This is a genomic window from Ignatzschineria rhizosphaerae (assembly GCF_022655595.1).
GTDB lineage: Bacteria > Pseudomonadota > Gammaproteobacteria > Cardiobacteriales > Wohlfahrtiimonadaceae > Ignatzschineria > Ignatzschineria rhizosphaerae.
In genome coordinates, this window is record NZ_CP093379.1 from 129,622 (window position 1) to 153,826 (window position 24,205).

Annotated in this window: 22 protein-coding genes; 19 read left to right on the plus strand and 3 right to left on the minus strand. The window is 36.9% G+C overall.

Annotated features, from left to right (window positions below):
• Window positions 1-7: 7 nt before the first annotated feature.
• From MMG00_RS00575 to MMG00_RS00650, 16 genes are all read left to right on the plus strand, one after another.
• Window positions 8-538, plus strand: a complete 531-nt coding sequence (locus tag MMG00_RS00575; RefSeq protein ID WP_242149925.1) for a hypothetical protein — start codon at window positions 8-10, stop codon at window positions 536-538.
• 801 nt (window positions 539-1,339) lie between these two features.
• Window positions 1,340-1,738 carry a hypothetical protein gene (locus MMG00_RS00580; RefSeq protein WP_242149928.1) on the plus strand — a complete coding sequence of 133 codons (399 nt, stop codon included), beginning with the start codon at window positions 1,340-1,342 and terminating at the stop codon, window positions 1,736-1,738.
• Between the two features lie 2 nt (window positions 1,739-1,740).
• Entirely contained in the window at window positions 1,741-2,586 is an 846-nt protein-coding gene (locus MMG00_RS00585; protein WP_242149931.1) for an AraC family transcriptional regulator, read from the plus strand.
• A complete protein-coding gene (locus tag MMG00_RS00590) occupies window positions 2,579-4,387 on the plus strand; it encodes an ABC transporter ATP-binding protein (protein WP_242149935.1) in 1,809 nt (602 codons plus the stop codon). Before MMG00_RS00585 ends, MMG00_RS00590 begins: the two co-directional genes overlap by 8 nt.
• Entirely contained in the window at window positions 4,380-6,128 is a 1,749-nt protein-coding gene (locus MMG00_RS00595) for an ABC transporter ATP-binding protein (RefSeq protein WP_242149938.1), read from the plus strand. Before MMG00_RS00590 ends, MMG00_RS00595 begins: the two co-directional genes overlap by 8 nt.
• A 172-nt stretch (window positions 6,129-6,300) precedes the next feature.
• Window positions 6,301-6,666 (plus strand): YajD family HNH nuclease, encoded by a 366-nt coding sequence (locus tag MMG00_RS00600; protein ID WP_432805928.1) that lies wholly within the window; start codon window positions 6,301-6,303, stop codon window positions 6,664-6,666.
• A gap of 44 nt (window positions 6,667-6,710) precedes the next feature.
• Window positions 6,711-7,241, plus strand: coding sequence for a DUF1643 domain-containing protein (locus tag MMG00_RS00605; RefSeq protein WP_242149941.1), 531 nt, complete (start codon window positions 6,711-6,713; stop codon window positions 7,239-7,241).
• 228 nt (window positions 7,242-7,469) lie between these two features.
• Entirely contained in the window at window positions 7,470-8,273 is an 804-nt protein-coding gene (locus MMG00_RS00610) for an integrase core domain-containing protein (protein WP_242153261.1), read from the plus strand.
• A gap of 48 nt (window positions 8,274-8,321) precedes the next feature.
• Window positions 8,322-9,956: an ABC-three component system protein gene (locus MMG00_RS00615; RefSeq protein WP_242149945.1), complete on the plus strand. Its 1,635-nt coding sequence runs from the start codon at window positions 8,322-8,324 to the stop codon at window positions 9,954-9,956.
• Window positions 9,946-10,716, plus strand: coding sequence for an ABC-three component system middle component 1 (locus MMG00_RS00620; RefSeq protein ID WP_242149948.1), 771 nt, complete (start codon window positions 9,946-9,948; stop codon window positions 10,714-10,716). The genes MMG00_RS00615 and MMG00_RS00620 overlap by 11 nt, the downstream gene beginning before the upstream one ends.
• On the plus strand, window positions 10,703-11,578 hold the full coding sequence (locus MMG00_RS00625; protein WP_242149950.1) for an AAA family ATPase: 876 nt from the start codon (window positions 10,703-10,705) through the stop codon (window positions 11,576-11,578). The genes MMG00_RS00620 and MMG00_RS00625 overlap by 14 nt, the downstream gene beginning before the upstream one ends.
• A gap of 42 nt (window positions 11,579-11,620) precedes the next feature.
• The gene (locus MMG00_RS00630) at window positions 11,621-12,424 is read left to right on the plus strand and encodes an integrase core domain-containing protein (RefSeq protein WP_242153261.1); all 804 of its coding nucleotides are present in this window, start codon (window positions 11,621-11,623) and stop codon (window positions 12,422-12,424) included.
• Between the two features lie 51 nt (window positions 12,425-12,475).
• Window positions 12,476-14,029, plus strand: a complete 1,554-nt coding sequence (locus tag MMG00_RS00635) for a hypothetical protein (RefSeq protein WP_242149953.1) — start codon at window positions 12,476-12,478, stop codon at window positions 14,027-14,029.
• Between the two features lie 49 nt (window positions 14,030-14,078).
• Window positions 14,079-14,393, plus strand: a complete 315-nt coding sequence (locus MMG00_RS00640) for a DUF1283 family protein (protein WP_242153193.1) — start codon at window positions 14,079-14,081, stop codon at window positions 14,391-14,393.
• Window positions 14,394-14,680: 287 nt separating this feature from the next.
• Window positions 14,681-15,997, plus strand: a complete 1,317-nt coding sequence (locus MMG00_RS00645) for a tetratricopeptide repeat protein (RefSeq protein WP_242149956.1) — start codon at window positions 14,681-14,683, stop codon at window positions 15,995-15,997.
• Between the two features lie 168 nt (window positions 15,998-16,165).
• Window positions 16,166-16,750 carry a hypothetical protein gene (locus MMG00_RS00650; RefSeq protein WP_242149961.1) on the plus strand — a complete coding sequence of 195 codons (585 nt, stop codon included), beginning with the start codon at window positions 16,166-16,168 and terminating at the stop codon, window positions 16,748-16,750.
• A gap of 119 nt (window positions 16,751-16,869) precedes the next feature.
• Here MMG00_RS00650 and MMG00_RS00655 read toward each other — a convergent pair whose 3' ends face one another.
• Both MMG00_RS00655 and MMG00_RS00660 read right to left on the minus strand, forming a co-directional pair.
• Window positions 16,870-18,234 carry an MFS transporter gene (locus tag MMG00_RS00655; RefSeq protein WP_242149964.1) on the minus strand — a complete coding sequence of 455 codons (1,365 nt, stop codon included), beginning with the start codon at window positions 18,232-18,234 and terminating at the stop codon, window positions 16,870-16,872.
• 203 nt (window positions 18,235-18,437) lie between these two features.
• On the minus strand, window positions 18,438-19,361 hold the full coding sequence (locus MMG00_RS00660; RefSeq protein ID WP_242149967.1) for a LysR family transcriptional regulator: 924 nt from the start codon (window positions 19,359-19,361) through the stop codon (window positions 18,438-18,440).
• Window positions 19,362-19,711: 350 nt separating this feature from the next.
• Between MMG00_RS00660 and antA the strand changes: the two genes are divergently transcribed.
• From antA to antC, 3 genes are read left to right on the plus strand one after another with little or no spacing between them, the layout of a single operon-like run.
• Entirely contained in the window at window positions 19,712-21,094 is a 1,383-nt protein-coding gene (gene antA, locus MMG00_RS00665) for an anthranilate 1,2-dioxygenase large subunit (RefSeq protein ID WP_242149970.1), read from the plus strand.
• 50 nt (window positions 21,095-21,144) lie between these two features.
• Entirely contained in the window at window positions 21,145-21,633 is a 489-nt protein-coding gene (antB, locus tag MMG00_RS00670; protein ID WP_432805929.1) for an anthranilate 1,2-dioxygenase small subunit, read from the plus strand.
• Window positions 21,634-21,657: 24 nt separating this feature from the next.
• Window positions 21,658-22,677 carry an anthranilate 1,2-dioxygenase electron transfer component AntC gene (gene antC / locus MMG00_RS00675; RefSeq protein ID WP_242149977.1) on the plus strand — a complete coding sequence of 340 codons (1,020 nt, stop codon included), beginning with the start codon at window positions 21,658-21,660 and terminating at the stop codon, window positions 22,675-22,677.
• Window positions 22,678-22,803: 126 nt separating this feature from the next.
• Here the strand turns inward: antC and hslU are convergent, their stop codons facing one another.
• Window positions 22,804-24,144, minus strand: coding sequence for an ATP-dependent protease ATPase subunit HslU (gene hslU, locus MMG00_RS00680; protein ID WP_242149981.1), 1,341 nt, complete (start codon window positions 24,142-24,144; stop codon window positions 22,804-22,806).
• Between the last annotated feature and the right edge of the window lie 61 nt (window positions 24,145-24,205).

A 24,205-nucleotide genomic window follows, 5' to 3' on the forward strand; every position in this document is an offset into this window, starting at 1 on the left:
GGGTTTTATGAGTAGTTTAAAAGATTCAGAGATTAAAAAAGCCAGTTACTGGCTAAGCCAAGTTTTTGTCATTATTGCCACGATTGTCGGGGTTTTCTTAGCCGCAAATCAAGGGTATAAATTAGCGGTAGAGTTTGAAAATAATATTGCGGTGAAAGAGAGTTATTATCTCCAAAAATCATTGCAGTATGAGCTTGAAGATAATGTTTTAGTGGTAAAAAGTTATATCGAGTCTATTAAAGGTGGTGATCCTTCAGCGAAAAAAGCCCCCTTAAATCTCAGTACCTTAGTATTAGAGAATATGAAATATTCTCCTATTACGCTCTCAACACCGCCTGAGATTTTAAGAGCTACCCAAAAGTTTTATCGCGATGTGAATGAGTGGTATGACAAAACATCGACATCAACAGTCGCCGTCTCCTTTGGCTCAGGGAAATTACAAGCCGCGATTGAGGCCATTGAAAAAGAGATTGATGGTTTAAAAGCAAATACAGAGCAGCTTAAGAGACAAGTTGAAAAAGCAGGAATGGTATTGTAATTAGTGAAAGAGATTTCTATAGTTACACCGAAAAGGGGAACGAAAATGTTCTCCTTTTTTATTGTCTGTTGAAAAGAGCGAGTTATTCATTCCAGCCAGCTTTGGTGATCTACTCGTATTTTAGATATTTCCATATAGTGATTTTCAAATAAAATCAGAAGTCGAAATTTATTAGTTAGTCATCCTCCTAAAATAGGTTGATGAGCAGCTGGGTCGAATACTGGCATGTTTTTTGAAATTACGTGCCAGCAGTTTTAAGCCTTTTTGGTTCGTATCGGAATTTAATGTGTAATAGCTATAATAGGAATGAGGTGAGTTTTATTCTAAAAATTTATTTTGTAGTCAATGAGTTGAGGTTGTTTTGTGCTCTGGTGTGATAGCTAATTCGGCTTAAGAAAATCTATCTTAAAAATAAAACAATACAGCGTGTAAGCCAAATCAGTTTGCGCAATGCCGGATAGAATGATTCTTGCGCTTCTTATATCGGATGCGCCGGTATTCTAGTTCCGTGCTTTTAAACCTATTTCACTATAACCAAATAAATAGGGGGTTATTAAAGGTTTATCATAAAAATAAGCTGATAAATAGCTATTTATTAGCTATTGAATAGCTGTTAGGTCGTTGATTGTTGATTTTTCTCCCTGAATTAAGTGCTTTTTTGGCTGATTTGCCAAACTTATTAATATAATTCACCGCTATTTTGGCTTGAATGCGAAATTCTTTGTCTGTATATCAAAACATTGTGGGAGTTAATCGTATATAATAATCATTCTCATCCGTGAGTTGTTTTTGGAGAATGACATGCAAATTGATACGACCGAGTTTCCCATTGTCAAAATGGATTACAGCGTCCCTTATAACACTGATTTTAGAGAAATCCTGCAAAGTTTAAACGAACTTTTCGCCAAAAAAGTCCCTTTTGTCATTATTGGTGCCGGTGAGCGATCTGAAGAAGATGAAGCGCAGAGCCGGGTTGATCGTCATGAAGCGGGGATTTGGGCAAAAGCCCATCGTCAAGAGATCCAAAAATGGATCAAGATGCATTATTACGTGGAATCAGACGCTAAAAAAGTTTTAGAAATGGAAGAGTTTTCGGTAATTTTTGAAAAATTTTGGGGCTATCCGCTGATGGTTGTTCCTTCAATGGAAGAGGCTTATCGGCGAGCAGAAAAGCTCTTAAATCATAAAAGTGGAACTTAGATATGTTTATCAATCATTTTAATATCTCGCCAGATTATCCAGATCAGATCGATCGTAAGGTCTTTGTGATGGGCGTTGGATTGATTAGTGAAAATTGGGAAATTAATTATCATTCCCATGAAAAAGGACAGCTGATTTTTGTTGAAAAAGGCGTGGTAAGTTTGGAGGCCAAAGATGGGATTTGGAACGTACCGTTTCAAGGCGCGGTGTGGATTCCACCAGGGACTGAGCATCGCTCTGTGATTAGTGAAAACTCCAAAGGAGTGGTGTTATTTATTGATCCTAACCACTGCGAGAACCTTCCTAAAGATTGTTGCACAATGAGTATCTCGCCACTGCTTAGAGAGATCTTGCAAAAGATTGCTTCCTTTCCAGAAGAGTATGATGAAATGGGCAGCGAAGGGCGTTTGATTCAAGTCTTTTTAGATGAGTTACAAGAGGCTCCCTTAGGGCAACTCAATTTGCCATTGCCAACAGATCCTCGTTTGAAAAAACTCACAGCGCAGATTATCAAAGAGCCTGCTAAACGTTGTTCGTTAAAAGAGTGGGCAAGATCCGTCAATATGAGCGAGCGTAATATGTCGCGCCTTTTCTCTGAAGAGACAGGATTAAGCGTTAATCAATGGCGCCGGCAATTACATGTGGTTCATGCGGTATTTATGCTTGCCGAAGATCGCTCATTGCAAGAGATTACCGAGAATTTAGGGTACGAGAGTACCAGTAGTTTTATCACGATGTTCCGTAAGATTGTGGGTGTTTCACCCAAAAGATTTATTACAGAGCGCCGCGCAATGGAAGTCCAAGTCCCTTTCCATATCCCTAGCGGAGGGTTTTATGAGTATGAGTAATAGTGAATCATTAAGGACGAAAAATCTTAAAGAACCAAAGCCAGAAAGCGCCTTAAAGCGGGTACTTAAACCTATTAAAGGGCAATTGATTCTCGCTTCAATGCTGGCGATGCTTGGCACGATCTTAATGTTTATTCCTCTTGGCGGCATTGTCTATATCGCAGAGGCCGCGTTAGGAAAGATTAGTAGTGAGCATGTTTGGCCCGTGTTCATTGGGAGTGTTTTATCACTCTTTATCGGTTTAATTTTAAATACATTTGCTGAGTATTATATTCATGCGGCGGATAATAATTTAACGCATCATCTTCGCTTATCAACGATTAAGCGTTTATCACTTGTGCCGCTAGGATGGTTTACTAATCGGGCATCAGGGGATGTAAAAAGGGCAATGCAAGATGATGTGGGGATGCTTCATGATTTAACGGCGCACTTTTTTACAACCATTGCCCGAGCTTTTGGTGTGATTGTGATTTCAGCGATCTATCTTTTTATGATGAATTGGAAGCTCGCGCTAGTCACCTTTATCCCCTTTATTGCTTTCTTCATGCTTTATGGTAAAGCCTTTAAAGCAGGTGGCGAGTTTATGGATGATTTCTTTGTGGGCATGTCCAAAATTGATAATGCGGTAGTAGAGTTTGTTGGCGGGATTCCGGTTGTTAAAACTTTTGGTTCAGGTGAAGTACATCGAGGGTTTCGTAATGCCGTTGATGATTTTGCCTTAGCTTTCTTAAAGCTCACAAGTGCCGTCTCAAAAGGGGTTGCCACAGCAAACTCGATTGTGAGTCCTTTAACAGTTTTAGGATTTATTCTAGCCTGCGGGATTCTCTTTATTGAATTAGGTTGGATTGTGCCATTTGATGTGGTGCCTTTTGTTCTAGTAGCTCCCGGCATTTGTGCGCCTATTTTAATGATTACTTTTATCACCCATGGTTTACGTAATGCCACAGGTTCAGCGGAGCGCTTGCATAGCTTAATGACAACGCCGTTATTAACCCAACCTGAAACATTAGCTTCTCAACCTGAAAACTCGGAGCTCAGCTTTAATCGGGTCAGTTATGGTTACAATGCCGGCAATAAAATTTTAAATAACGTGAGCCTAACATTACCTGAAGGCAGTGTTACGGCAGTTGTTGGCGCATCTGGTGCCGGTAAATCCACCTTAGCAAGACTTGCTTTAAGATTTTTTGATCCCGATAGTGGCAATATTACCTTAGGCGGGATTGATCTTAAAAACTATCCCTCTCACGAGCTCTATCAGCGTGTTGGCTTTGTTTTACAAGAAGTGCGATTAGTCCATGCGTCTATCAAAGAGAATATTGCCTTAGGTAAAAAAGATGCCACACAAGAAGAGATCGAAAATGCCGCAAAAGCTGCCAATATTCATGAAAGAGTTATGACACTTCCAAGAGGATATGATTCTGTTATTGGGGAAGATGCGCAGCTTTCTGGTGGTGAAGAGCAGCGTGTGAGTATCGCAAGAGCAACGCTTCTTAATCCGCCGATTTTAGTATTAGATGAAGCTACCGCCTCTGTTGATGCCGAGAGCGAAGCGATTATCCAAGAAGCATTATCGAGATTTGCTAAGGGGAGAACCTTACTTGTGATAGCCCATCGTTTAGATACGATCATGAATGCCGATAATATTGTGGTGTTAGAAGAGGGCGAAATTATTGAGTCTGGCAAGCATGAAGAATTATTAGCAAGCAGTGGTCGTTATGCAGCTTTGTGGCAATTGGGCGGCTTTCAAGATTTATCAGAATCAACCGCATCCTTAAATGATAAGGAGTCAGCAAATGATTAAAAACTTTAAATTGCTCTTAGGAGAAGAATCTCCTTTATGGACAAAATACTTACGTAAGGTCGTGTTTTACGGCATTTTAAGTGGATTAACGATCACCTTTTTTATTCCGGTTGTGAGTTATTTACTGCAAGGAAATATCAAAAATGCCGTATTTTGGTTTATTCCCTTATTAGTGGGGATGTTTTTATCTCTTAAGTTACGACAAATAACTGATGAAGCCGGCATTCGTATGGGGGAAGGGATTCTTCGTAATGCTCGTCATCGAATTGGGGATCATGTAGCAACGCTCCCTATTGGTTGGTTTACGCCAGATAACAATGCACGTTTAAGTCATGTCATCTCTAAAGGAATTATGGAAGTGGCGCAATTGCCGGCACATCTTTTTACGCCGATCATTAGTGGTTCTGTGGCGCCTTTAGTTTTAATTATCGCGCTTTTTACCTTGCATCCCATGTTAGGTTTAATCGCTTTAGTTGGTATACCGATTATTGCCGGCATATTGCTACTAGCTGCACGTTTAGGCGAGAAGGCTGATCGTGAGTTTAACGAAAGCACCGCTAAAACGAGTGAAAGAATTGTCGAGTTTGCCCAGGCACAATCTGTCCTTCGTGCTTTTAGTCGTGATGGTAGTAGTTCTCGCTTTTTAGAATCTGCCATAGATACGCAAAAGCAATCAGCAACTAAGCTTATTATTGTGACAACGCTCTCCATTATTTTAGGGAGCTGGGTAGTGCAGACGCTTTTTGCCTTACTATTTGGTGTTGCTGTTTTATGGCTAAGTGATTTATTGCAACTAGGCGTTTCTGTGGAAGAGACCATTGCTGTTGTGGTGGCGTTAATCTTGATTAATCGCTTTATCGACCCTTTGCAAGATGTTGCAAACTATGGTGAAGCCTTACGTAGCGCCAATGGTCATTTAAAATCTGTGGGGGAAATTTTTGCAGAAAAACCATTACCCATGCCTAAAGTCTCAGATCATCCTAAAGATGGATCCATTGAGTTAGATAATCTCTCCTTTTCTTACGGTAAAGCAGGAGAAATGCCGGAAGTATTATCTGGTCTTAATTTAACGATTCAAGATGGCTCAATGGTGGCAATTGTAGGTTCCTCTGGATCTGGTAAAACAACCTTAATACGCTTAATTGCTCGCTTCTTTGATGTGACAAAAGGTGCTGTAAGAATTGGCGATGTGGATGTTCGGGATATGAATGAGGTAGATCTTGCGGCGCATGTTAGTCAGATCTTCCAAAGTAGCTTCCTATTTCAAGGCTCTATTGGTGACAATATCTGGATGGGAAATCCTCACGCAACGCATGAAGCTTTTGATAAGGCGATTGAAGATGCCGGCATTACCGAGATGATCGCAAGATTGCCGAAAGGTTTAGATACTTTAGTAGGGGAAGGCGGAGCAAGGCTTTCTGGCGGGGAGCGTCAACGAATCTCGATTGCAAGAGCACTCTTAAAAGATGCCAAAATCTTATTAGTAGATGAAGCAACAGCGGCATTAGATGCCGAGAACCAAGCGATTATTGCTGAAACCTTAGCAAAACTTAGGGGAACAAGAACTCTAGTCGTGATTGCGCATCAATTATCAACGATTCAGATGGCAGATCAAATCCTCGTGCTTGATAAAGGCAAAATTGCAGAGCAGGGAAGTCATGAAGAATTAGTGAATCAGAAAGGAATTTACGCACAATTTTGGCAAGCAAGAGAAGCCGCAAAAGGCTGGAAAATTGCCTAAGCATTTCTTAACGTGAAGCTAAAAGTGCGAATACATTAGTTTTAGTAACAGATTGGTACTAGCTGAAAATGCTCATATCAGCTCTTGATAAGGGCATTAGAAGAATTTTTTTATCAAGCGTGATTTTCAGCGTATGATGAAGATGTTTGCAAGTTTCTGACATTGATAGGATATATCTATGACACAATCAAAATCTCGCTTAGATCAAATCATCGCCGAAACTCACGAAAATCGCCGCAAGCGAGAGATGGGGTATCGTGAACAAGCACTGAAAATGTATCCATGGATTTGTGGACGTTGTCAGCGTGAGTTTGATCATCGTAATCTTCGGGAATTAACCGTGCATCATAAAGATCATGATCACGATAATAACCCAAGTGATGGTAGCAATTGGGAGTTATTATGCCTCTATTGCCACGATAACGAACATCAAAGATTAGAAGAAGCCTATAACTATGGTACAAAAAATACCGATGGTAAGCCAGTTGAAGCAACTTTTAATCCCTTTGCCGATTTAGCAAAAATGATGAAGAAATGATTCTAAGCTGTACCAACTATAGGAGTTATATAGTGGACAGTAACATGACAACAAATTTCGTTGAATATCCAGAAGGACAAGCGCCGGATCTTTTATTACCCAAGCATGATAAGAGCACTCGGTTTCTAATCGGTAAAGCCGGTGAAAGGCCATTAGTTGCGCTTTCATTAACGCCATCCCCATTCGTTGGGATGATCAATAGTAATGAGATCATCAATAGTATTATCCAAACGAGTAAAAAGCTCGGCAATGATGGCTGGATCGCCTTTCACCTCTACCCTGAAGTAGGGGAAAACTTAGAAGAGATTAAATTCGATCAAACTCTTTCAGATAAAAACGTGCGGCAGATAGAGCGTTTTATCCTTCGAAATAAGATCCATGAAGTCTGGGGAATCTGGGGCGACTTTCAATCAGAAGCCATAGAGAAAGGGAAAACCGCCATTTTAGAGATGCTTCAAAAGCATGGGGTAAAGATCTTTTATTTCGGAACCCTCACCAAAGATCAAAACCCGCGGAACCCCTTACAAAAAGAGGAGTACTGGCACATGTTTAACCCGAACAAAATGTTTTTGTAATAATGGTTAAAGGCCGGAAGATGAGAGGTAGTAAATCTTATTTTCCGGCCTTTAATCGTTTGGGATGCTGAGAAATTACCTATTTGTATACAGTTTGCATTATTTCTTTTAATATTAAGACAGAGTTTATTTTTGATTTTTAAAATAGGTCTAATTTTTATTTTAAAATATATACTTTATGTGTAGGATTTTATCGCGTTGTTTACAGTATTAGGAGAAAATACTGTTATGAATATCCATCGAAAAACAAAATTAACGCCGTTTCATCGAGAAGAGATTTGGCGATTACATCATCAAGAAAAATTTACCGTAACCTATCTAGCTGAGCGTTTTATGGTAAGCAGACCTACGATCTATAAAGTACTAAAACAAGGTAGATTGAACTTGTTTGTGCCATTAGCTAGTAAAAATGAACGTTATAGAACAATTAAGTATGGCATTAAACGTCTTGCAAAGATTGAAAAATCTATTGAAGAGAAACTTAAAAAGAGGGCTAAACGTTATAACAAAAACTATCCTGGCGAGATGGTCCATGTGGATACTAAACGGCTCCCTCTTTTAAAAGGAGATCTTAAAAATCGCACTAGAGAGTATTTATTTGTAGGAATTGATGATTTTTCAAGAGAACTTTATGCCGGTATTTATCCTGATAAATCACAGTTTAGTGCTGCTGAATTTCTTCGATGGGATCTGTTAGAACAGTGTCCCTATACTGTAGAATGCACCTATTCGGATAATGGTCGTGAGTATAAAGGTACATCAGAACATGCCTTTGTCGAAATGTGTCTAACACATAAGATTAATCAAAAGTTTACAAAGCCAGCTTGCCCTCAAACGAATGGAAAAGCAGAAAGAGTCATTCGAACACTCATGGAAATGTGGCATAATCAGGAAGAGTTTATCAGTTCAGATGATCGGAAAAAGAAGCTAAAACGATTTTTGAACTATTACAACACAGTAAAACCTCATAAGGGTATTAATGGTTTAACGCCTTATGAAGTTTTAGAAAATTATTTTAACACTGAAGTGTAAACAACCCGCCGATTTCTAACACTTTATGTTTTTTTGGATTTGTGATTAATGAGTGAAGCTAAAGAACAAAGTAATAGTGTAATGCATGATGCTACACCTTCTTGGAATGGATTTAATTATCAAGGGAAAGTTGGTATTTATGTTGTATTAACATTAATACTAAAGGAGTTAGAGGGATATGAATCTATCGCTGATGAGGATTTTAAAGTTTTTTTAAATTCACATTCTATTCAGTTTGAATGGATTGAGGATTTTTCTATTTTAAAAGATGAAGAATACATTTCCCACCATCAAGTTAAGCATAAAGAAGGTAATGCATTTTCAACTCACATTAAAGCTCTTGCTCAGATACGAGGTCGGACTAAGAGAGTTCTGCAAGAATCTGACTTAAAAAAATATATAGAAATAACAGAAAATAAAACATACGAGAATATCTTAAATGAGCTACAGGGACTAGAGTGTCTAGATGAAAATAGAGCTTTGGTAGATGATTGGCACTCAAAAATAGATGATACTTCGGAATATTATTTTTGTTTAAAAGAATTCGATGGTTTTTCATCGAGAGTATTTGCAAATTCAGTAGTCTATTTTCATACTACTGAAGAAGTTTCTGGGCCAGCTAATGAAGATATGGCAGATTATAAGGATATGCCAGAATATCTAAAAGAAGATTTTAAAGGAAAAACCACATTAAAAGAGCTTGAAATTTTCCAGATTTATATTGGAACTGAGAATACAGATCCTTATGAGTTAGTGCAAACAGATGAAGCTTTAGAAAATAAAATTCAATCATTGATAGAGAAGTTGCTAGAAAAAATTCATGGTGCTAATTTTTCTTCTATGAGGGATGATGAAAAAAATATGTATTATTCAGCATTACAAAGCTTAGTACATGATCATGTTCTTTATCGGCATAGTTTAATTAGAAATAAAGAAAATAAAGGAAATGGTTATTTAGAAGAGCGTCCAATTATAAACTTCAAAAATTTTTGGTGTTTATTAAAGCATAAGTGGGTTAATCAAGATAAAGAGTATTTTGAGATTTTTTGCCAAAATCGATTTTATCTTGCTTATGAAGCAAAATTAACAAGATTATGGAATATCGCTCAAAGACAAAACTCAACAATTCATTGTGAACAGTATAAAAGATTAAAAGAATATGTTGAATGCTTTTTATCATCTAAATATAAGAAGAGGTATCGGCATTTATTTAGAGAGTTAGCTCCACATCGTTTTTTAAAAAATAAGGCAGAAAATATTTTTTACTCATGTATATCTGATGAATCATATATAGATAAAGTGTTTTTAACATTTTTATCACAAGTTTCTATTGCTCAAAATTCTGGATCAATTTTAATCTATAAAGATGATAAAAAATATTATCCTTCAACTGTAGATTTGTCAGCTGATGATGAGTGTGAAGAGCGAGAAAAGATTATAGAATTTCAAGAGAAAATGATAGAACTAAAAGAAAAAGAGCATTACACTCCGAATTCTTCTTTAATTGAAAGTGATTTTTTTGTGGTTAATACCCTAAATGAGGAGAGTGTTTCTGGACAAACATTTCAATTACGTAAAATCACTGATGTTGAAAATGACTCAAAGGGAACAATCACTGAGCATGAGATATATCTAAAACGTTATCAAGATGCTCTTGAGGAGATAAATAAGAATGATAATTAAGGATTTTTTGATTAAGTTGCAGGCTGAGTTTGATAATAAATCTAAACCTGAGTATTTGGCTTTTTTTGTAGAGAAATTTGAATGCGAAAAAGGAAATTCTTTAGAAAATCTCTTATTCATATCTAATGATCAAAAAGACTATTTTGTGTTTATCGAGCAAAACGCGGGAACGTTAGAGCATAGTTCAATTTCTGAGTTACAAAGAAAACTACAAGTTTATACACGGAAAAATTTTCCTGAAGGTGATTTTATATCAGATCATTATGAGCGAAATAGTACTTTAATTATTTTTGTAAGATCTGATTATGAGATTGTTTCGGATAGTACAGTAAAGATGATTATGGATATAGAAGAGGATCCTTATCTTTTTAAAAAACAAGTTGTTTTTTTAAATAAACAAGAGATTGAGTCTTTAGAAAGAGAGTTGCTAGTAGCAGATTCTATTGAAGATAAATGTAAGAAAGTTATCGAAGATATAGATGCATTTTTAAATTTTAAAAATGAATTGAAAAATAATGAAATTCAACAATCTGCTCTTTATTCCTTAGTTACAAAGCTCTATGAGAAAATTCCATTTTTAACTTTTGATGTTGTAAAAAAGGATTATCAAAATCTTAGCGAGGAAATAAATAAGATTTTAAAAGAACGTAATGTCTTGGATTTGAAAAATACTCTACTTTCTTTAGATTTTAATTTAGAAAGTTATATTGAAGGACAATTAGAAAAAGATGAAAAGGAAGATATTAATGAACAAGTATAAATTAGGGCGATTATATCTTGATAATTTTAAATCTTTCAAAGATCCAATACTTTTTGATTTTAGAGAAAAAGATCTATTACTACTTGATGGTCCAAATGGCTTTGGGAAAACTACAGTATTTGATGCTATAGAAATTTGCTTTAAAGGTAGAGTCGAAAGGTTTACACAGTTAGACAGTAAAAATAAAAATCAACATCCTCTAAAAAATGATTCAGATAAAGAAACAGTTATTTGTTTAGAGTTTTTAGATGGAGATAATCATAAATGTAGTATTTTCATGAGCATTCCAGCTCAAACATCCGTAAATGATAGAAAAAAAGGGACTGGTGTTGAAAAGAGATTATTGAAAGAGTTTCCTGATGTATTAGTTAGAAATAAAATTTCTTTTGGTTTAGATGATATTGCGGATTTTATAAATAATGATATCGAAGATATTACTAGTTATCTTCAGCGTGTTTTTGATTATTCTAATTTAGAAAAGACATTTAATATTTTTAATTACATACAGCAAGAAGAAACAACTCATTTTTTAAAAACTAAAGAGCAAGATCGGCATGAAGTAATAAGTCATCTTTTTGGAACTTCCGATCAACTGGAAGAATTAGGCAAAGTTGAAGAACAATTAGTAGCAGTTAAGGCTCTGATAGAAAATAGGACTGATGACAAAAATAAACTCGAAGAAGAACTAGAAAAATTACAACACTTAAATACAACAGAATTAGATAAGATATCAAGCTCTAATAAAATCCCTAAAATTAAAAGTTTAGAGATTAAAGAAGAATCTTTGCAAATAATTCAAAACTATAAAAATTCTTTGAATAAAGTAAAGGAGCTTATTCCTCATTTGTTAGATTATATGTAGGATTTTATCGCGTTGTTTACAGTATTAGGAGAAAATACTGTTATGAATATCCATCGAAAAACAAAATTAACGCCGTTTCATCGAGAAGAGATTTGGCGATTACATCATCAAGAAAAATTTACCGTAACCTATCTAGCTGAGCGTTTTATGGTAAGCAGACCTACGATCTATAAAGTACTAAAACAAGGTAGATTGAACTTGTTTGTGCCATTAGCTAGTAAAAATGAACGTTATAGAACAATTAAGTATGGCATTAAACGTCTTGCAAAGATTGAAAAATCTATTGAAGAGAAACTTAAAAAGAGGGCTAAACGTTATAACAAAAACTATCCTGGCGAGATGGTCCATGTGGATACTAAACGGCTCCCTCTTTTAAAAGGGGATCTTAAAAATCGCACTAGAGAGTATTTATTTGTAGGAATTGATGATTTTTCAAGAGAACTTTATGCCGGTATTTATCCTGATAAATCACAGTTTAGTGCTGCTGAATTTCTTCGATGGGATCTGTTAGAACAGTGTCCCTATACTGTAGAATGCACCTATTCGGATAATGGTCGTGAGTATAAAGGTACATCAGAACATGCCTTTGTCGAAATGTGTCTAACACATAAGATTAATCAAAAGTTTACAAAGCCAGCTTGCCCTCAAACGAATGGAAAAGCAGAAAGAGTCATTCGAACACTCATGGAAATGTGGCATAATCAGGAAGAGTTTATCAGTTCAGATGATCGGAAAAAGAAGCTAAAACGATTTTTGAACTATTACAACACAGTAAAACCTCATAAGGGTATTAATGGTTTAACGCCTTATGAAGTTTTAGAAAATTATTTTAACACTGAAGTGTAAACAACCCGCCGATTTCTAACAGATTATAAAAAACATCTTTACAATAAAGATGTGGATAGCAAAATCAAAAATAAAAATCTTCTAGAAATTTTTATTTATACCGGCATTTATGATGATATTACTGAAATTGAAGCTTTAAAAGCACTCCAAGAATCAGTACAAAAAGAAAAAGATAAAATAAATTTCTTTAAAGACATAAAGAAAAATCATGAGAATCTCTCAGATTTAGATGAGCAGATAATTGAAAGATACTTAAAATATTTTCCTGGTGAAAAAGAAGAGTTTAGCGACCATATAGCTAGAATTCCTTTACTAAAAAGAGGATTACAAGCGCATGAAAAGATTATTCATAGTATTTTATCTGCTCAAGAGAATTTAAAAGCGGCTTATCAAAATTATTTAAAAGAACAGCTTGAAGGAGAAGTACCTTGCCCATTTTGTGGCATAGAAAAAGCATCCTTACATATTCTTCTAGGTGAATATGATAAACAGTATAAGTATTTTAAAGGTTTATTGGGTAATGAGGCTAATGAGCTAAGCCAAATAACTAAAGAACTAAGGGAAAAACTAATAAACCCTGTTTATGAAGAAATCCTAAAAAATATTGTTGCTTATGATCGTAAACCTAAAACTCTTGAGGTATTAAAAAAGAGGAATATAAATTCAGAACAATGGAAATTGGTGCAATCATTAAAAGAGTATTTAAAGAATGCAAATGTGAAGTATCAGAAAATCTTACTCAGTAAAGATGCTGACGATACTCAACTAGAAGTGGCTCCTAAAAAACTAGAGTTATTAGAAGAATTATTAACTTCGACAAAAAAAACTATTTCTCATTATCTTGAATATGATGAAATCGTTAGTTCTTTTGGTGTATTAGGCTTTCAATATAAAGATGAAGATAATAGTCCTAAATTAGTGGTAGATTCAGAAGAGATCACTATTTCGCATGTGGAGAAAGATCTAGCATATTTGCAGTTTTTAGAGTTGAAAATAAACGATGATATTCTACTTAAGAAAACTAATAAGCTTGAATTATTAAAAAGTGAAATAGTTAAATTAGATGAGTTGAAAAAGAAAATAGATGATATTAAAACGGTATATACAATTCAAATAAAACAGTATGAGAGAGATATAGTAACTAAAATTACAATTCCTTTTTATATTTATAGTGCTAAAGTTTTACAAACAAGATTGGAGGGAAATGGTGTTTTTCTTGAAACAGCTATTGATGAAAGAAGTAATGCAAAAAATTATATTCGTTTTGTAGCATCTGCTAAAGATGATCATGACGCATGGAATACGATGAGTTCAGGGCAGTTGTCAGGAATAGTAATTACATTTATGCTTACGATGAATAAAGTGTTCCCATCTTATTTTAAGACATTAATGATAGATGATCCGGTACAAAATATGGATGAAATTAATATGGTTTCTTTATTGCAGTTATTGCGATATGAGTTTGAAGATTATCAGTTAATTATGTCGACTCATGATAAAAAAATAAGTAGCTTCTTCAAATATAAATATGATGTTTTTGAAAGGATTGTTAAAACAATTAACATTAAGAAGTATAGGATTGATCTATCAGATAATCATAGTTGAAGTATTATTTAAAAAGGGATTGCTAATGCCTAATGTTTTTTATAAATATATGCGAATTATTTTCTTCTCATCGAGTTCAATATTTCTCATAAATTCCGCTCAAGCCGACACCCAAAAGCTCATCATCGAGTCCGGTGATAGTTCTTTGAGCCGTCAGCAAGCGGAGATGGAGCGGGATCAGTGGAAGGATACTCGTACGCTTCGCCAGAAGATGAATGATCGGGCGGAGAAAGAGTGGGATAAAAAGGATGCGGCGATTGATGATAGTTATGCTTGTCAGACAAGTGATAATCACCAATTGTATTGGGAACCTAATACTCGCCGCTGCTTAGATCGCAGTACGGGAAGAGCGGTGAAGCCTTAATCCTTAAGAGATTAGAGTATGATAAATCTCTATATCGAAGATGCGATATAGGGAATGATCACTATTGAAATCTTATTGATCTATGCGAAATAGAAATATTGTGTGGTAATATCGCCGAGATGCTTTTGTGGATTACGCCACTATTTATCCTCATAACACTGATGATTGTTGTGAGGATTTTTTATGTCGCTCGTAAAGAGAAGCATTCTTTTTTTCAAACGTTTTTTAAGCGAAAAGTACGGGCGGGGATCTCCATAATAATCTTTATTATAACGGCGATATTACTCGTGATTTCGTATGATGTGATTAAGCTAAAGCGGGAATTACAAGCATTAGATGAAGGGAATTCTGAACGTTATAATGAACAAGTTCGTAATCAGCAGATGCGCTGTAATTTTGTTTTAGAGCATGATCATCTATATGGGGAGTTTTTATTTCCTAAAGGAACATTGGTTAATCGATATGATCCAAGTGATTCTGGCGAGCCAACTTATCCGCTTATTTTAAGTGGTTTTAGTGCCGCAACATTTGCTGAGCCAACCGAGATTGCCGGCATTTTAGCGACAAAGATAGAAAATCGAGGCTTGGTGGAATTAGCAGAAGATCAAAATGTGGGGCCTGTGTACTTTTATGCGACGAAAGATGGTGAAAGTGGTTGGACATTAGATAAAACAACGCCTTTTATGGCTTGTAAAAAGGGGATGGTTGCGCTTTTTGAAGTTCCGTCAGGAGCAGGGTTTGATATTAATGAGGAGTTTTGGTGGAAAGATAAAGATGGCGCTGAGGCACACTTTAAACCATCAGAGTGGCAGTTTAGATATTGTGATAATAGCTTTACGGTAGAAGTCTCACCCGCATACGGCTCAGATGAAGCAATCGCAATCGAAAATGCACGGTTAGAGCAAAAGGCGAGAGAAGATCAAAAGTCGCAAACAATCATTAAAGATGGTGTTTTAATGGATGCCGAGCCAGTCGAGTTCACGTTAAGTTATTTCTTAGAAGGAATGGGCGAGTATCATTTTGGGTCGAAAAGGGAAGGCGGTAAAGCAGATTACTCAAAAGCTTATCAGCTCTTTTTACAAGCTGCGGATAATGAGGAAGAAGATGCATATTATTATCTTGGCATGATGAATTATCACGGACAAGGAACTTCCCAAAATAGAGAAGAAGCGCTTTTTTGGTTTAATAAAGCAGTAGAAGCGGGAAGTGATGAGGCTATTGGAATGATCGGTCGCATCTATTTTGAAGATGAATCTATGCAAGATTATGAACAGGCAGTAATACTATTTAATAAAGGTGCAGTAAAGGGAAGCCTTATTGCTGAGTTTTATTTAGGAATGATGGCGGTTCAGGGATTAGGTATTGAACAAGATTATCAAAAGGGATTAGAGTGGTTTAAAAAAGCAGCGAACCCAATGCATGCAGCTGGCATGACGGGATATCATCAGCTAGGAATTGATGCGATGGTTAATGTCGGGCATATTTATGCTAGAGGATTGCTCGGAGAGAAGGATTTAAAATCTGCTAGAAATTGGTATGAAAAGGCTTGTTTATTAGAAAGCCAATCTGCATGTACAGCATTAGAATCCTTGAATATCGATTAAAAGATAGCTGTTAAAGCCATAGAAGATAGTTATTTGATTCTAAACTTTCTGTGTTAGATGCACTATTTAAAATTATGCGTATACTCAATAGGTGGTACTAAAGATAACTAATTGAGAATAAAGACGTTATTATAAATATTAAAACCAATATCTATGGAGGATATCATCATGAGAAAAAGTGCATTTTTATTGCCGGGAATGTTAGGGGCTTTAATGGCAGGTTCTGTTGCTATGGCAGATAATGCGGCAATCCCATCGAACCAGTTTTGGGAGCAATTACAAACGCATTGTGGTAACGCCTATGCCGGAAAGCTTGGAGAGGGGCAAGATCGTCCTGAGTTTACAGGGGATTTAGTGATGCATGTGAAAACATGTAGCGACACGGAGATTAAAATTCCTTTTTTTGTAGGAGAGGATCTCTCTCGCACATGGGTCTTAACTAAAGATGAAAATAACCTCATTCAGTTAAAGCATGATCATCGCCATGAAGATGGGTCAGAAGAAGATATTAATCTTTATGGTGGGAAATCAACAAACGTGGGGCACAGTAACTTTCAGTTCTTCCCGGCAGATCCTGCAACGGCAGCTATGATTCCTGATGCTTCTAGTAACGTTTGGTGGATTGAGTTATCGAACAGTGAATATAGCTATAACTTAAATCGTTTGGCATCAGATCGCGCGCCATTTCGCGTGGAGTTTGATTTAACAAAGCCAATCGATACGCCTAAAGATCCTTGGGGCTGGAAAGAGTAGTCCTATTAATAATGGGGAAAGCCTTACTAGAAGTTCCATGAGGCAAATAGTTGATGAGATAAAATAGAATAAAAGCAGCGATAAAGCTGCTTTTATCGATTAATAAGAAGTCTTACATTTTATGGTGCTTCTAAGAGAGCTTCTTCATTATGAATGATCGACTCTTCTTGTTGATCTCCTTTGATTAAAAATACGCTGACAAGTGCAATAAGGCTTGGGATTGCAAGTGCGAGAAAGTTATATTGAATAGGAAGATTAAGGCTTAAAATCCAGCCAATAATCATCGGCCCGGCAATTGCCCCTAATCTCCCAACGCCTAAGCCCCAGCCAATTCCGGTAGCTCTAATAGATGTGGGATAGTACTGTGCTACAAATGCACAAACAATAATTTGTGCCCCGATTGATGTGGCTCCTGCAATGGCTACTAATAAGTAGATAAGAACAATATGGCTCTTAAAGCTTAGTAAGAAAAGAGCTACAGCCCCGACAAAGTAAAAGAGGGCTAAGACTTTTCTAGGTGTATATTTATCTGCTAGCATGCCGCCAAAAATTGCTCCAAACATTGCGCCAATATTTAATGAAAAGAGGAAAGCTAAACTTGTGGAGAGATTAAAACCCTGCTCTAACATCAGCTTCGGAATCCAATTCCCTAATGCATAGACTAAGAGCAGTGACATAAAGAAAGTAATCCAAAATAGTAATGTTCCTAGGCCTAGTCCATTTTGAAATATGGCTTTAATGGGTGCTGCTGAGTTTTGCTGATTATCGTTATTTAAGATAAGCTGCGTTTGGGCATTGAGGGTGATGGTGCTATCGATTTTTTTAAGAACTTTTTTAGCTTCTTCTTCTCGATTATTACGAATGAGATACTCGATAGGCTCAGGTAGATAGATCATCATCGGTAAGAGTAAAACAATGGGGACGCCGGCAAGTAGGTACATAATATTCCAGCCAAATGCAGGAACTAAGACGATTCCGAGTAGTGCTGCCATCATTCCACCAATGGCATAGCCACTAAACATTACAGATACTAAGGTCGAGCGTAACCGTTTAGGGGCATATTCTGTGACAAGGGCGATAACATTCGGCATTACACCGCCTAAGCCTAATCCTGCAATCACACGATAGATTCCAAAATCCATAGGGCCTTTTGCAAATCCAGCAAATACAGTAAATAGACTAAAGATAATAATACAAATGGAGATAATTCTTTTACGGCTAGCGCCTAAATGTTCAAACTTATCTGTCAGGCTACCAAAGATAATAGCACCAAACATCATGCCAAAAAGAGGTAGGCTTCCTAAAAATCCTGCAGTAACGGTTCTAATTTGCCATTCTTTCATGATTTCAGAGAGCGTTGCACCATAGATGACAAGATCATAGCCATCAAAGATGATAATTAAGGCACATACAGTGATAATAAAATAGTGATATGGGGTCATTTTGGCATTATCAATGACCTGATTGGCATTAATATTTTTCATAGTTCCTCCTAGCCCGGGGTATTTATTTTGTTATTATTTTTTTGGATGTTATGCATTTTGAGTGAGATTTCTCACGTCGTTAAATGCTGAAAATAGCAAAACCTTTTGTAGATTATTCGATTCCGCTATCTCTACCACTTATAATGAAAAATAATCCTTTTGACCAAGACGATTTTCGTATCTAGCGATACCTAAAAAGCATACTAAAAGTATTCTGGGGTTTCAGGATGATATTCAATGCCATCTCTATCGTAGAGACTATAGATAATTTTAAATACTTCTTTTATAAGTTCTGAATTATCCCCTTTACGAAAATTAATATTAATAGCTGCCGCTAAACTATCATCTGCTAGGGAATGATAAATAACATTAAAGCGAATTTTCTGGTAGCTTGCAGGCACTATAGAGATCCCTTCTCCGACAGAAACAAGACCTAATGCAAATTGCAGATCAGACTCCTCTCTAACGGTAGGAATAGGAAGCTGCCGTTTTTGAAAAGCTTCAAATAGTATGCCGGTATAGCTAGGTGGGCGATCATTTACACGAGATAAAATGAGTGTTTCGTTAATTAATTCAGAGAGTTTTATCGGGTGTTTATGCTTTGCTAGATGATGATCTACAGGTGTTGCAACAACAAGAGGTTCTCTTCTTAAGACGATGGTTGTGATTGTCGGATCTTCGATGGGGATTCGACCAAATCCCACCTCAATCTCGCCGGATTTTAATGCTTTGATTTGGTGCGGCGTCCCCATCTCCTCAAGAATAATATTAAAGTCAGGATATTGAGAACGTAGTCGCCCAATAATCTGGGGTAAATAGCCAAATAGTGTTGATCCGACAAAGCCGAGTTTAAACTCTTTTTGAGTAGAACCAATTCTCCTTGTCATTAACTTTGCTTCTTCTGCTCTTTGGAGAAGGGTTTTAGCATGTTTATAAAAAAATGTCCCTGCTTCAGTGAGTTCAATAGAGCGAGCCTTTCTAATAAATAAAAGCGTACCGATCTCATTTTCTAATTGTTGAATTTGCCTGCTAAGCGGCGGCTGGGTGATAAAAAGACGTTCAGCTGCTTTAGTAAAACTGAGCTCTTCTGCGACCGCCACGAAAAATTCGAGTTGTTTTAATTCCATATCTATACCTTTTTTGCATGGCTGTATATCAAAATAGCCTTAGACAATTTCTTGGGAATACTTCTATGCTGATGAGGAGAGTAAATATTGAGATTGATGGTTGTAATAGTCTTTTAATTCAGCTGTTTGTGAATTTATTGGAGATATTCATGATAAGCACAAGATTTGATATAAGGCAATTGTCGGTGGCTTTCAAATAGATCAATAGCCCTTTTAAAATCCTAAAAATATATCGGCTTAAAAGTCTAATTGGCTCTGTAGGACAAGATCAATATTTAATTACTATCTGCAATAAAATAAATAAAAAAATTTTGAAAAAAACATCAAAGTTATTGTTGGAGGAACATGATATGAAGGTGAAAAGAGATTTTTCTGAGTGGAAAACATTTATCGCTGGTTGCTTAGATTTTAGGCCTGAAGAGGGAATCTACCGCATTGCTCGAGATATGTTTACAGAGCCAGATCTTTTTGATTTAGAGATGGAATTTATTTTTGAGAAGCAGTGGATCTTTGCTTGCCATGAAAGCCAGCTTCCTAATAATCATGATTTTATAACGATGCAAGCAGGGCGACAGCCCTTAATTATTACGCGAGATGGTAAGGGTGAGTTAAATGCACTTGCTAATACTTGTCAGCATCGAGGCGCAACCTTAACACGGGTATCTGCCGGTAATCAGAGTACTTTTACTTGCCCTTTCCATGCTTGGTGTTATCGCTCTAATGGGGATTTGGTAAAAGTAAAAGCCCCAGAACAATATGATGATTGTTTTGATCGAAAAACAAAAGGCTTAGCAAAATCCCGCATTGAAAGTTACAAGGGATTTGTGTTTGTAAATCTTGATCCTGAGGGGACAGAGAGTTTAGAGGAGTTTTTAGGGGATACCACACTATTTTTTGACATGATGGTTGAGCAGTCAGAGACGGGAGCGTTAGAAGTATTGCCGGGACAATCAAATTATACATTTGATGGTAACTGGAAATTACAAAATGAGAATGGACTTGATGGTTATCACGTAAGCACGGTGCATTTTAATTATGTTTCAACAGTACAACATCGTCAGCAATTAGAGGCTGAAAAGAATATTAAAGGGGCTGATACTCTGGATTATAGCAAGTTAGGTGCCGGAGATGCAGATACTGATGATGGTTGGTTCTCCTTCAAAAATGGGCATAGTGTTCTATTTAGTGATATGCCAAATGCCGCAGATGTTCGCCCAGGTTATGAGCGCATAATGGAGAGACTCTACACCTTACATAGTGAAGAGCGAGCAAAGTGGACGATGCATCGTTTACGAAATTTAAATATCTATCCAAGTCTCTTTTTTATGGATCAGATTAGCTCTCAACTAAGGATTATTCGCCCACTTGCATGGAACAAGACAGAGGTTATTAGTCTATGTTTGGGGGTTTCTGGTGAAACAGATAAAGATCGAGAAAGCCGAATTCGTCAATTTGAAGACTTCTTTAATGTCTCAGGAATGGGGACACCTGATGACCTTGTTGAGTTTAGAGAATCTCAAAGAGGCTTTGAAGCAAGGGCGGCAAAGTGGAGTGATATTTCTCGTGGGCAACATCTATGGAATTATGGGGCATCAGAAAATAGCCAGATTTTGGGGATTACTCCAGTGATTACGGGGACTGAGTTTACACAAGAAGGTCTATACGTCAATCAACATACCGCGTGGCAACAGAAACTACTCGAAGGGCTAGCGCAGAAAATAGCACAGGAATAGTTGTCATAGCATCAGCATATAAAGGAGAATAAATAATGGTGGATAAAAAAATTGATTATCAAACTCAATTAGAGATTGAACAGTTCTTATATCAAGTATCTGAAGCTTGTGATAACCAAGATTGGGATCTTTACTTGAGTTTTTTTACAGATGAAAGCATTTTCCATATACCTCAGTGGAAAAGTGAACATGAATATACAAAGGATCCCACAAAAGAGATGTCCTTGATGTATTACGGTAATAGAGGAGGTTTAGAGGATCGAGTTTTTAGGATTCGAACGGGGAAATCAGCAGCCTCTACGCCAATGCCAAGAACGGTACATAATATTAATAATGTTCGGTACCAGCAAGAGGGGGATCTCTTCAAGGTGAATGTGAATTGGAGTACAAATTATTACCGATTCGGGCAGACAGGGCTATTCTTTGGTTATGCCTATTACGATTTAGTGAAGGGTGATCAAGGCTTTAAAATCGCCTATAAACAGGTCATTTTACTCAATGATAAGATTGATTCTGTTCTTGATTTTTACCATGTATAACTTCATCAGATAAAGGAGGAAAAGATGCATACAGCAGCTATTGTATTTCGTGATGGAGTGACGAGAATTTTTGAGGTAAATAGTAATGAGAGATTATTAGATGCCGCTTTTCGTAATGGTGTGAGTTTGCCTTTAGATTGTCGAGAAGGTGTTTGCGCAACTTGTCGTGGCTTGTGCGAATCTGGAAAAATAGAGATGGATTATGTTGATGAAGATGCATTAAGTGAAAGCGAAATTGCATCAGGCTATGTTTTATCTTGTCAGACAACATTGCAATCTGCAGCATCTTTTTATTTTGATATTGATTCATCCGTTTGTAATGTTTCTGTACGGACATTTGACGGGACTGTTTCAAGTCTTGAGAAGGTCTCTGATGCGGCTATGATTATGGAAGTAACATTAGATGATCTTGCTGGAGTCTCTTATTTGCCGGGGCAATATGCTCATATCTATATTCCAGATACAGAGGAGCATCGTGCTTATTCTTTTGCTACGGCAAAAGCTGTGGATGGAAAGTTAAGGTTTTTAATGCGCCTATTACCAGATGGTGTGATGAGTAATTATTTAAGAGATCGTTGTCAGCTTGGGGATAAGTTAAAGTTAGAATTACCTTATGGTGCCTTTTATCTAAGAGAGATTGAAAAGCCTTTACTACTGATTGCTGGTGGAACTGGTTTGTCGGCAATATTAGGGATGTTAGATCAGCTTGCTGAGAGTGAGGGGAGAAATTTACCAATTAGGGTGATTTACGGCGCTCGTAAGGAAGAGGATTTGAGTGAGTTAAATCGTTTAGAAGCTTACCGCTCTATATTTTCTAATTATCACTTTGAGATTATTTTAAGTGATGCGGTTGATACTTGGACTGGTAAACGGGGTTATGTGACAGATTGTATTATGGATTGTCAATTTACAACGCCGTTTGATGCCTATTTATGTGGGCCACCGGCAATGATTGAAGCTAGTGAAGCATGGTTAAAAGCGGCACATTTAGAGAAGGCTATTGGTGACTATCAGCTCTATTTTGAACGCTTTGTTTCAAGTTAAGAATATATTATAAGGTAAATAGAGGTCTTTAAAAGATTCAGATGGGAGTAGGTAAAAGCCGCTAAACCAAGAAGGTTTAACGGCTTTTTCTTATTTATTGTTTGGATATTTTATTGATGATGTTTATTAGAGAATAAATCGGCTTAAATCTTCATCTTCCACAAGATCATCAAGCTCATTTTTCACATAATCTTCGGTCACAACGAATTTCTCGCCATCACGATCAGATGCCGAGAAGGAGATCTCTTCTAACAAGCGCTCAAGGATTGTGTGTAAACGGCGAGCACCGATATTCTCCGTTTTTTCATTGACTTCAAATGCCATTTTGGCAATTTTACGAAGGGCTGCTTCATCAAACTCAAGCTCAACCCCTTCTGTTTTAAGAAGCGCGGTGTATTGCTTAATAAGCGCTGATGAAGGCTCTGTTAAGATGCGGAAGAAATCATCGGCATTTAGTGATTTAAGTTCAACACGAATGGGTAAACGACCTTGAAGCTCTGGGATTAAGTCTGAAGGTTTTGCTAAATGGAAAGCGCCTGAAGTTATAAAGAGGATGTGATCTGTTTTAATTGCGCCATATTTGGTAGAAACGGTGCAGCCTTCGATAAGGGGAAGTAGGTCACGTTGAACCCCTTCACGAGAAACATCAGCCCCAGAAGTTTCTCCTTTACGGCAAACTTTATCGATCTCATCAATAAAGACGATTCCTTGGTTTTCAGCCACTTCAATCGCTTTTTGCTTTGCTTCCTCTTCATTAATTAAGCGCGCTGCTTCTTCGTTTTGCACGATCTTAAGCGCATCTTTAATCTTCATTTTTTTGCTCTTTTTCTTCTCCATTCCAGATTGTTGAAATAGGGATTGGAGCTGATCTGCCATCTCTTCCATGCCTGGAGGCGTCATGATGTTTACGCCGCCTGCGCCCATGCCGGATACTTCGATATCAATCTCTTTATCATCCATTTCGCCGCGGATAATTTTTTCGCGGAATTTTTGGCGCGTTGAGCTCTCTGTTTTCGGTGCATTAGGCTCATCCGCAAATCCCACACTTTTAGGCGGTGGTAAAATTGCATCAAGGACTCGCTCAATGGCTGCTTCTTCAGCCTTTGGATAGGCTTCTTTAATCATCTGTTCACGAACTTGTTTGACGGAAGCTTCGACTAAATCACGGATAATCGAATCAACTTCACGGCCAACGTAGCCCACTTCTGTAAATTTAGTGGCTTCCACTTTGATAAAAGGCGCGTTTGCAAGCGTCGCAAGGCGGCGCGCAATCTCTGTTTTACCAACGCCTGTTGGCCCAATCATTAAGATATTTTTAGGCGTAATCTCTTTACGCATATCATCGCCAATTTGTTGACGTCTCCAGCGATTACGAAGGGCAATTGCAACGGAGCGTTTCGCTTCATTTTGACCAATAATATAACGATCGAGTTCTTGAACGATCTCTCTTGGGGTCATAGCACTCATGTTTAATGATTCCTTTGTTAATTCTTTAAATATTCAGATGAGAAAAGTCTAATATCTGTTA